This is a genomic window from Chitinophaga sp. (assembly GCF_035564935.1).
Taxonomy (GTDB): domain Bacteria; phylum Bacteroidota; class Bacteroidia; order Chitinophagales; family Chitinophagaceae; genus Chitinophaga.
In genome coordinates, this window is sequence record NZ_DATMTE010000794.1 from 1 (window position 1) to 7,551 (window position 7,551).

The 7,551-nt window shown below is 49.3% G+C and carries 7 protein-coding genes; 2 read left to right on the plus strand and 5 right to left on the minus strand.

All coding sequences use genetic code 11. The features are described 5' to 3' along the window. Nucleotides 1-11 precede the first annotated feature (11 nt). Complete coding sequence (locus VN105_RS20655) at nt 12-311, minus strand: DUF1905 domain-containing protein (RefSeq protein ID WP_325643739.1); 300 nt, start codon at nt 309-311, stop codon at nt 12-14. Nucleotides 312-454: 143 nt separating this feature from the next. On the opposite strand from VN105_RS20655, the gene VN105_RS20660 reads away from it, so the two are divergent. After that, nucleotides 455-967: a hypothetical protein gene (locus VN105_RS20660; RefSeq protein ID WP_325643741.1), complete on the plus strand. Its 513-nt coding sequence runs from the start codon at nt 455-457 to the stop codon at nt 965-967. Here VN105_RS20660 and VN105_RS20665 read toward each other — a convergent pair. The 3 genes from VN105_RS20665 to VN105_RS20675 are packed head-to-tail and all read right to left on the minus strand — an operon-like array spanning nt 954 to nt 4,701. After that, nucleotides 954-2,516: a serine hydrolase gene (locus tag VN105_RS20665; protein WP_325643743.1), complete on the minus strand. Its 1,563-nt coding sequence runs from the start codon at nt 2,514-2,516 to the stop codon at nt 954-956. The genes VN105_RS20660 and VN105_RS20665 overlap by 14 nt on opposite strands. A gap of 47 nt (nt 2,517-2,563) precedes the next feature. Then, the gene (locus VN105_RS20670; RefSeq protein WP_325643745.1) at nt 2,564-3,241 is read right to left on the minus strand and encodes a hypothetical protein; all 678 of its coding nucleotides are present in this window, start codon (nt 3,239-3,241) and stop codon (nt 2,564-2,566) included. 2 nt (nt 3,242-3,243) lie between these two features. Beyond that, entirely contained in the window at nt 3,244-4,701 is a 1,458-nt protein-coding gene (locus VN105_RS20675; RefSeq protein ID WP_325643747.1) for a patatin-like phospholipase family protein, read from the minus strand. Between the two features lie 135 nt (nt 4,702-4,836). On the opposite strand from VN105_RS20675, the gene VN105_RS20680 reads away from it, so the two are divergent. Further along, nucleotides 4,837-5,859 (plus strand): DUF3500 domain-containing protein, encoded by a 1,023-nt coding sequence (locus VN105_RS20680; protein ID WP_325643749.1) that lies wholly within the window; start codon nt 4,837-4,839, stop codon nt 5,857-5,859. A 10-nt stretch (nt 5,860-5,869) separates the two neighbouring features. Here the strand turns inward: VN105_RS20680 and VN105_RS20685 are convergent, their stop codons facing one another. Then, nucleotides 5,870-7,390, minus strand: a complete 1,521-nt coding sequence (locus tag VN105_RS20685; protein ID WP_325643751.1) for an arylsulfatase — start codon at nt 7,388-7,390, stop codon at nt 5,870-5,872. Nucleotides 7,391-7,551: the final 161 nt, after the last annotated feature.

Here is a 7,551-nt window from a genome sequence, read left to right on the forward strand (position 1 = left end):
GAAAAATACATTCAAAGCCGCTCTGTAAGATGCACTGCTACAGTATCTCCGGCTTCTTTCCCCAGTAATTTCCTTAGCGCTACTTTTACCGGCAGTTTATGTGTGCCATCTCCCAAAGCCATAAAGGAGCTTTGAAAGGGATGATGATCGATCGTACCCTTTACTTTTACCAATCCCCGGGTACCAAAAAATGCGACCGAATCCGGCCATATTACGTATGTCCACCCGCCGGCATTGGTACTTTTCTGCAGCGTTGCGCTGAACTGCTTGTTCAGCTTGCCTTTCGCGGGTGCTTCTTTTACTGTTGCCATATAATAAGGATTTTGTAAGATAAAGGTAGGATGATGGAGGTTAGGAGAAGATGGGTTGAAACGACATTCTTAGGGGCGATTTGCGACAAATGATGCGATAGGAAACTTTTGCTTAATTTGTAACAGATCAAACCCGCTATACGATGTTCTGTCTGAAAATTTGTTTGCTGTTATGGGCGGTTTGTCAAACCGATACCAGTACCCGTCACATTACAGACCGGTACCGGGAAATCAATGCCCATATCGGTTCTTACCGGCAGGTGGTAATAGATTCGGAACAACAAAGCACAGAAGGAGGAGAGGTAACCGGTTATTTTTCCGGAGATAGTATTGTACTCATTATAGAAAATGTATTTGGGGAGATGGGAAAAACCAGCGCCGAAATTTACTACGATCATGGCGCCCCGGTGTTTATTTATTCAAGAAACTATCATTACCGCATTCCTATGTACGGCGGTACTTTCAGCAATAAAGATATTACAGTGGAAGAAGACCGTACCTATTTCAAAAATGATAAAATGATCAAATGGATCAATAATAAAAAAGTCCCGCTTACAAAGCGGGACCAGTCTTTTACCACCTGTGAGCAAACCCAGCTGGAATATGCGCAGCAACTGTATACCCGGCTGCAAAAAGCCAGGCTTAACCCTTCATAACACCGCTCAATGCTTTCCGGCTATCGGCTTTACCGGCTGTCATAGCCGTTAAACTATCCAGGAACTTCACCGTTAATTTATCGCCTTCAAACACGCACTGTACCTGGTCGCCGTGCAACGTTTCCACGAAGCGCAGGTTCAGCTGCAGCGTATTGTCATTGATCCAGGTAGCGGTGCCGGCTACTTTGGTAGGCTGTTTGTTTAACCCTGCCTCCGGGAATGCGTAGCGCTGCCGTTCTTTATTCAGTATCCATTTTTCCCAGCCCAGCCGTATGCTGGTGGAACCATCTGCTGTTTGCGTGGTCCAGGTGCAACCCGCCGGAGAGAAATCGAATTGCATGGAGCCCGCATTGAGATCATTCTTGTCCAGCGTCCAGGTTTTGCGCTGGTAGCGGGCCGCCATGTCTTTATTGTTGCTGCCTTTTACTACGGGCAGGGATAAACTGCTCAAACTTGTTCTTAAGGCGGCTTGTTGCACAGGGTCGGCCGGCAGCGTGCCATCGTGAAGTGCGGGTAACAGGTGCTCCCAGATGATGTTGAGAGATTTTTGCATATCGGCGGTTTGACTGGTTACTGCCAGCACCGCATCTTTGTCGGGCATTACGATACAGTACTGGCCAAAGGCGCCATCACCGCGGTATGCGCCATGCCGGCATTGCCAGAACTGGTAACCATATCCCTGGGCCCAGTCGCCGTTGCCCTGCTGCGAAGAGGTTTGGTAACCGGTGGCGTCTTTTACCCAGTTTTCTGTAAGCAATGTTTTCCCGTTCCATTTTCCTTTCTGGAGATACAGCTGTCCCAGTTTGGCAATGTCCGTTGTTTTTACACGAAGCCCAAAGCCGGCCGTATTCAATCCCTGGGGAGAAGTTTCCCAGTCGTACCCCGTAATATCCAGCGGTGCAAACAGCCGCGGCGCCAGGTACTGCTCCAGCGTTTGCCCGGTCACCGCATGGAGGATAGCGCCCAGCATGTAGGTGGCCCCGGTGTTATACAGGAAGTGAGTGCCCGGCTCAAATGTTACCGGCTGTTCCAGGAATGCCTGTACCCAGGTTTTAGTGGATTGGGCCATTGGCGGCAGCGTGTCGGCCCCGTTACCGGTGTTCATGGTAAGCAGGTGCTTCACTGTCATTTTCTGCAGGTTGGGAGATGGATTGGCAGGAAGGTCATTAGGGAAAAAAGAAATAACGGGGCTTTGGATATCCAGCTTGCCTTCTTTTACCAGCATGCCAATAGCTGTGCTGGTAAAGCTTTTCGAGAGGGAATACAGGGAGTGGGTGAACTCCGCTGCATAAGGATTCCACCAGCCTTCAGCTACAATATGCCCATGCCTCAGCAATACGAAACTGTGCCAGCTGATGCCGGAAGCATTAGCCGCTTCAATAAAGGAAAGGATCCCCTTGGACGATACGCCCTGCGATTCAGGAAGGGCATGGGGAAAGGGTGCGGCGGAGGGCTCCCATAATTGTTTTACAGGTCCCAGCACAGGAAGAAAGCCTATCCCTGCAAGACCCATCCCGGCGGTTTTAATGAAATGTCTTCTGGACTGCATTGTGTTCATGGAATTAATGTGAAACGTGGAATGGTTTAAATTAAATATCAGGCCACGGGTGCGGCGTCTTCCGCACTTTTGTGTTTGCCGGTTATTACCAGTGCAATGCCAAACAACAGTACTTCGCCCACCAGCACCAGCAGGTAATACAGGGAATGCACCTCGTATTTACCCGATACCCAGAAAAACAGCATGGCCGAAAAGGAGCATACAATGCCCGTTAGCAAAAGGATCCATTTTGAAAATACCATCTGCTGGTAGGCCCGGTGCACTTCTTTGGTGGAAGGCGTTACATCCGGCTTTATTTTGCCTAGCAGGTAACTGTTTTCCATGGCGTCAAACAGCCAGGCGATCAACTGAAGCCAGGCAAGGCATTCGAAAAATATCTCGCCGGCAGGCGTCATTTTATTGGCCACCTGTATGCACAACAGGAAGATACTGCCATACAGCGCTGGCATGAAAAGAAAATCCACCCACAGCTGCCCGCGAAGTGAGGAAAGCGTGCGCAGTTGCTGCGGAGCCGGCAGTGCATAGATCCCTTTGATCAGTTCAGGGATCTCTTTGCAGGACGCGGGAAACTGTAAATCAATGATGCTGAATTTACGTACCACTACATCAAAAAGATAAAACTGCCTTGCCTGCCGGAGCATAATATAAGCCGTGATCAGCAGCAATGCTACGGAAAAACATAACCAACACCAGGCATTTGAAATAACAGGTTCCATCATTATTTTTTTAGCTGGATTTGCAGATCAGTACGGTCATTTTTATACGTATCCCAGTTGAAGTCCCTCAGGAATTGGCACGCGGCTTTGGCGCCAAGTACAAACATGTCGATCTTATCTTTATCCGACAGGAAAAAGTTCAGCCAGTTGTACTGGTCGGACGACAGGTCCACTTTTCCCACACCCCGCTGGTATACTTCGTTCTTAAGCAGGAAATCTTTATCATAATAGTTACGGATAGTGTTGAACATGCGCCCGAAATACCCGGTGAGCGACCAGCTGAAGGCATTCTCCTGTTTGTCTGCCGGCTTACTGTCGTCCAGGTCAATCCCAAACGATGGCAGCCTCGGCACCTGTACATTGCTGTTGTAAAAAATACTGATCGGGAAATTAGAGAGGATGCCGCCATCTACAAAGCGCGCGGTGGAAGGCGGTTGTGTGATACCGAAAAATTCCTTCCAGGCGGCCTTGATCCGGCTGTCATCCGCCGGGATATCATTGATCATATACGACTCAAAAAACACGGGAATCGACATAGATGCACGTATAAACCCTGCGGGCGATAAGCTATCGATATCCGTACGGAAAAGAGCGCACATGGCCGGGAACTGGATCTTGTTTTGTGTTACGAGTTCGGAAGCAATAAAGGTGACATCTCCCTTCAGGTCGTCCAGCCCGCTTTCATTGGGTACGCGCAGCTGCAACGGCGGGCACACGGCGGCTTTCCTGTTAAGATCGCTCACGGTGGTAACCTGGTTTTCCTGCAACAGCTTTTTGATCCAGTCGTAAAAAACATCTCCCGGGTTAATCCCATATCCTGAATTTTTCAATCGCTTAAAAAGATCGATCACGTAGGAAATGCCCACACCAATTACCAGCGATAAAAAACCGCTGAGAATAAAGCAGATGCCTGTCCAAACGTACAAAGCGGGGAACTGCTTGCTCAGGCCCACCAGCACCACATCGCCGGCTATCAGCAATGCAAATGCCGCCAGCACCAGCAACAGTTTGTTTTTGGCTTTATCGATATAATCCTTTTTCGTGATAAAATTTTTAATCAGCGTGCGCGCAGCAGGATGCCCATCTACCAGCGAAAAAAAATCAAGATCACAGATAGCCTGTAATACCCCGGTCGATTTTTTATCGGACTTATTTTTAATCACCGTAATCAGCGCCGTATTAATGGCGCCCGCGCTGGTGCCGGCCAGCCGGAGGAACCGGATGCCCATTTCTTCCAGGATATACGTATATCCCACAAGGGCAATACCAAATACGCCCCTGCCTTTCTGCACCAGGTTCACATACTGGTGCCCTTCCGCATCCAGCACATCGGATACGATCAGCGGTTTACCACCGCTGCCGGGATCAAAAGTTTTCTTTAAACCGGCAAGCTCGCCTACCACCTCCTGGTGGTTGATAAAATCAGATACGGTTAATTTAACAGGCGTTTTCGAAGGCATAATGTGATGTATAAGGGGTATGCTCTAAATTACTCTTTTTTTTGATTCTTTTATATGGCGGCTATGGTTGCAGAATCGTTACTGATCGATTATATTTAGCTGTTATTATTTTCCACGTTATTCAATATTACCTTTATGTACCGGTCATTCCTGCTATTCATTATTTGTTGTTGCACATTCACTGCCCCGCTCCGGGCACAGGAAATGGCGGAGAAAGCCAACCGGTTTCTCCTGTTGCTAACCAAAATACAACAGGAGAAAACATTGTTCCCTTTCGATACCGGGGAACGATACCATTTTGCCTATGTGCCCCGCGACGATCGCAAAGGCATCTCTGTAAACGAGCTCAATTCCTTACAACGCAAAGCGCTCATGGCTTTGTTGAATACTGCCCTGAGCGAAGCAACGGTAAAAAAGGTAAATGACATCATGCAGCTGGACCTGGTGCTGAAGGAGCTGGAACACCGGCCTGCGGATGATCATTACCGTGATCCCGGCAAATACTTCCTTACCATCTTCGGGGTACCCGGGGCGAATACTATCTGGGGCTGGCGGTTTGAAGGGCATCATGTGGCTTTTAATTTTTCGGCAGATAAAAAAGAGCTGGTGGCAGGCACCCCTGCTTTCCTTGGCGCCAATCCTGCCATTGTACTGGAAGGGCCACAAAAAGGAAAGGAAGTACTGAAGGAAGAAACCTCGCTCGCTTTTGAGCTGCTGCACGCCTTATCACCGGAGGAATTACAAAAGGCGCTGGTAACCACCAAAGCTCCTGCGGAAATTATAACAGGCAATAAAAGAAATGCCATGATCGAACACCCCGAAGGCATCCGTTATAAAGAACTGAGCGCAGCGCATCAACAACAACTACTCGGTCTTATCAGCGTATACGTACATCGCTTCACCAAACTGTTTGCCGATAAAATGCTGAAAGACATCCAGCAGGACGGCCTGGATAATTTGTGGTTCACCTGGGCCGGCAGTACGGTGCACGCATCGGGTAATCCCTGCTATTACCGCATCCAGGGCCCCGGCATCATCATTGAATACGACAACACCCAAAATAACGCCAATCACATCCACACTGTTGTGCGCGACCTGAAAAACGATTTCGGCGGCGATCTGCTACTGCAGCACTACAAGGCCGCACATGAGAAGTAACCCGCGGGCTTTACCTGCCCCGCACACTCTCCAACTCCGCCGCCAGGGCTTTCACCTTGTCGGGGTACTGTGCTGCCACGTTGTGTTGTTCGTTGGCATCGGCAGAGAGATGGTAAAGTTGCGGGGCGCTGTCGTTGCCGAGTTCTATGTTTACGTCGCGGGCAATTTTGGCGCCTTTGGAAGGGGAAATGTATTTCCAGTCGCCCGAAATAATAGCGAGGGTACCGGCATGCGTTACCAGGTAGGGCCGGTTTTGGCGGGATTTACCCAGCAGCTGTTGCAGCATATCAAAACTATCCGGTGCTTCATCCGGCTGGATGGTTTGCCCGGTTAGTTTGGCAAAGGAAGCAAAGAGGTCTACCTGGCTGATGAGTGTATTGGAGGTTTGTTTTCCTTTTACGCCGGCGGGCCATTTAACGATGAAAGGCACCCTGGCGCCGGCTTCAAAGGCGCTGTATTTGCCGCCTCTCAAAGGTCCGGCGGGGTGGTGATTGCCTACCAGTTCCACGGCCTGGTCAAGGTACCCGTCGTTTAGTACGGGACCGTTGTCGCTGGAGAAAATGATCAGGGTGTTTTTGGTGAGCCCCAGGCTGTCCAGCGCTTTTACGATCTGTCCTACGGTCCAGTCGAGCTGCAATATAGCATCGCCTCTCAGGCCCATGCCGCTTTTACCCCTGAACATACTGTTGGGATAGCGGGGTACATGGATGTCGCCGCTGGCGAAATAAAGGAAGAAAGGCTGCTGCTTATTTTTGCCGATGAATTGAATGGCTTTATCAGTGATGATGCCTGCAATGTTTTCATCTTTCCAGCGGGCGCGGTTGCCGCCGCTCATCCAGCCGATCCGGCTGATGCTGTCTACAATGGTTTGATTATGTCCCTGCTGCGGATCAGGATGCATGCGCAGCTTTTCCGGGTTTTCCAGGCCGGTAGGGTCATTGCCGATCTTATGTTTGTAGTTCACTTCAATGGGATCATTGGGATCTGCATTTACCACGTTATGATCTTCTACAAATACGCAGGGGACACGATCCAGTGTAGCGGGCATTATAAAGGAATAGGTAAATCCTGCTTCCAGGGGGCCCGGACTGATAGCTTTGTTCCAGTTGATCCCCGCACTGGCGCCCAGGCCCAGGTGCCATTTACCGATAGCGGCGGTTTGATAACCGGCATCTTTTAACATGCCCGGGAGGGTACGGTGATCCGTAGGAAGGATCAATGAGGCATCGCCGGGAGCGATGCCGGTATTTTTTTGCCGCCAGGGATATTTACCCGTTAAGATCCCGAAACGGGAAGGGGTACACGTAGCGGAAGTGGCGTAAGCATTGCTGAACCGCACGCCTTGCTGCGCCAGTTGATCGATGTGTGGTGTGTGGATCTTTTTCATGCCATAGCAGCTCACATCACCATAACCAAGATCATCTGCATAAATAATAATGATATTAGGTTTTTGCTGCGCAGATACTGTTAGCGAAAGCAGGCCGCATAATAAACCAGCGCCGATTTTTTGAAGAAGTGTAGTTTTTTTCATCAGGATCATTGTTCACTTTTAATCCCCTGGTAACGGTGAGGGGAACCGGCAAAGATGCGGATAAATATAGTTTTTTCCGGTGGAAAGTTTTGGTGAGAGGTTTTAATTTAATCAGGATTAAAAAATATTATATAATTTTGATGGATTGACAACGCATGGTG

Excerpts from the sequence above, each read along its gene's own strand:
- VN105_RS20665 (WP_325643743.1), bottom strand. The coding sequence starts at position 2,516 with ATGCAGTCCAGAAGACATTTCATTAAAACCGCCGGGATGGGTCTTGCA.
- VN105_RS20670 (WP_325643745.1), bottom strand. The coding sequence starts at position 3,241 with ATGGAACCTGTTATTTCAAATGCCTGGTGTTGGTTATGTTTTTCCGTA.
- VN105_RS20675 (WP_325643747.1), bottom strand. The coding sequence starts at position 4,701 with ATGCCTTCGAAAACGCCTGTTAAATTAACCGTATCTGATTTTATCAAC.
- VN105_RS20655 (WP_325643739.1), bottom strand. The coding sequence starts at position 311 with ATGGCAACAGTAAAAGAAGCACCCGCGAAAGGCAAGCTGAACAAGCAG.
- VN105_RS20685 (WP_325643751.1), bottom strand. The coding sequence starts at position 7,390 with ATGAAAAAAACTACACTTCTTCAAAAAATCGGCGCTGGTTTATTATGC.
- VN105_RS20660 (WP_325643741.1), top strand. The coding sequence starts at position 455 with ATGTTCTGTCTGAAAATTTGTTTGCTGTTATGGGCGGTTTGTCAAACC.
- VN105_RS20680 (WP_325643749.1), top strand. The coding sequence starts at position 4,837 with ATGTACCGGTCATTCCTGCTATTCATTATTTGTTGTTGCACATTCACT.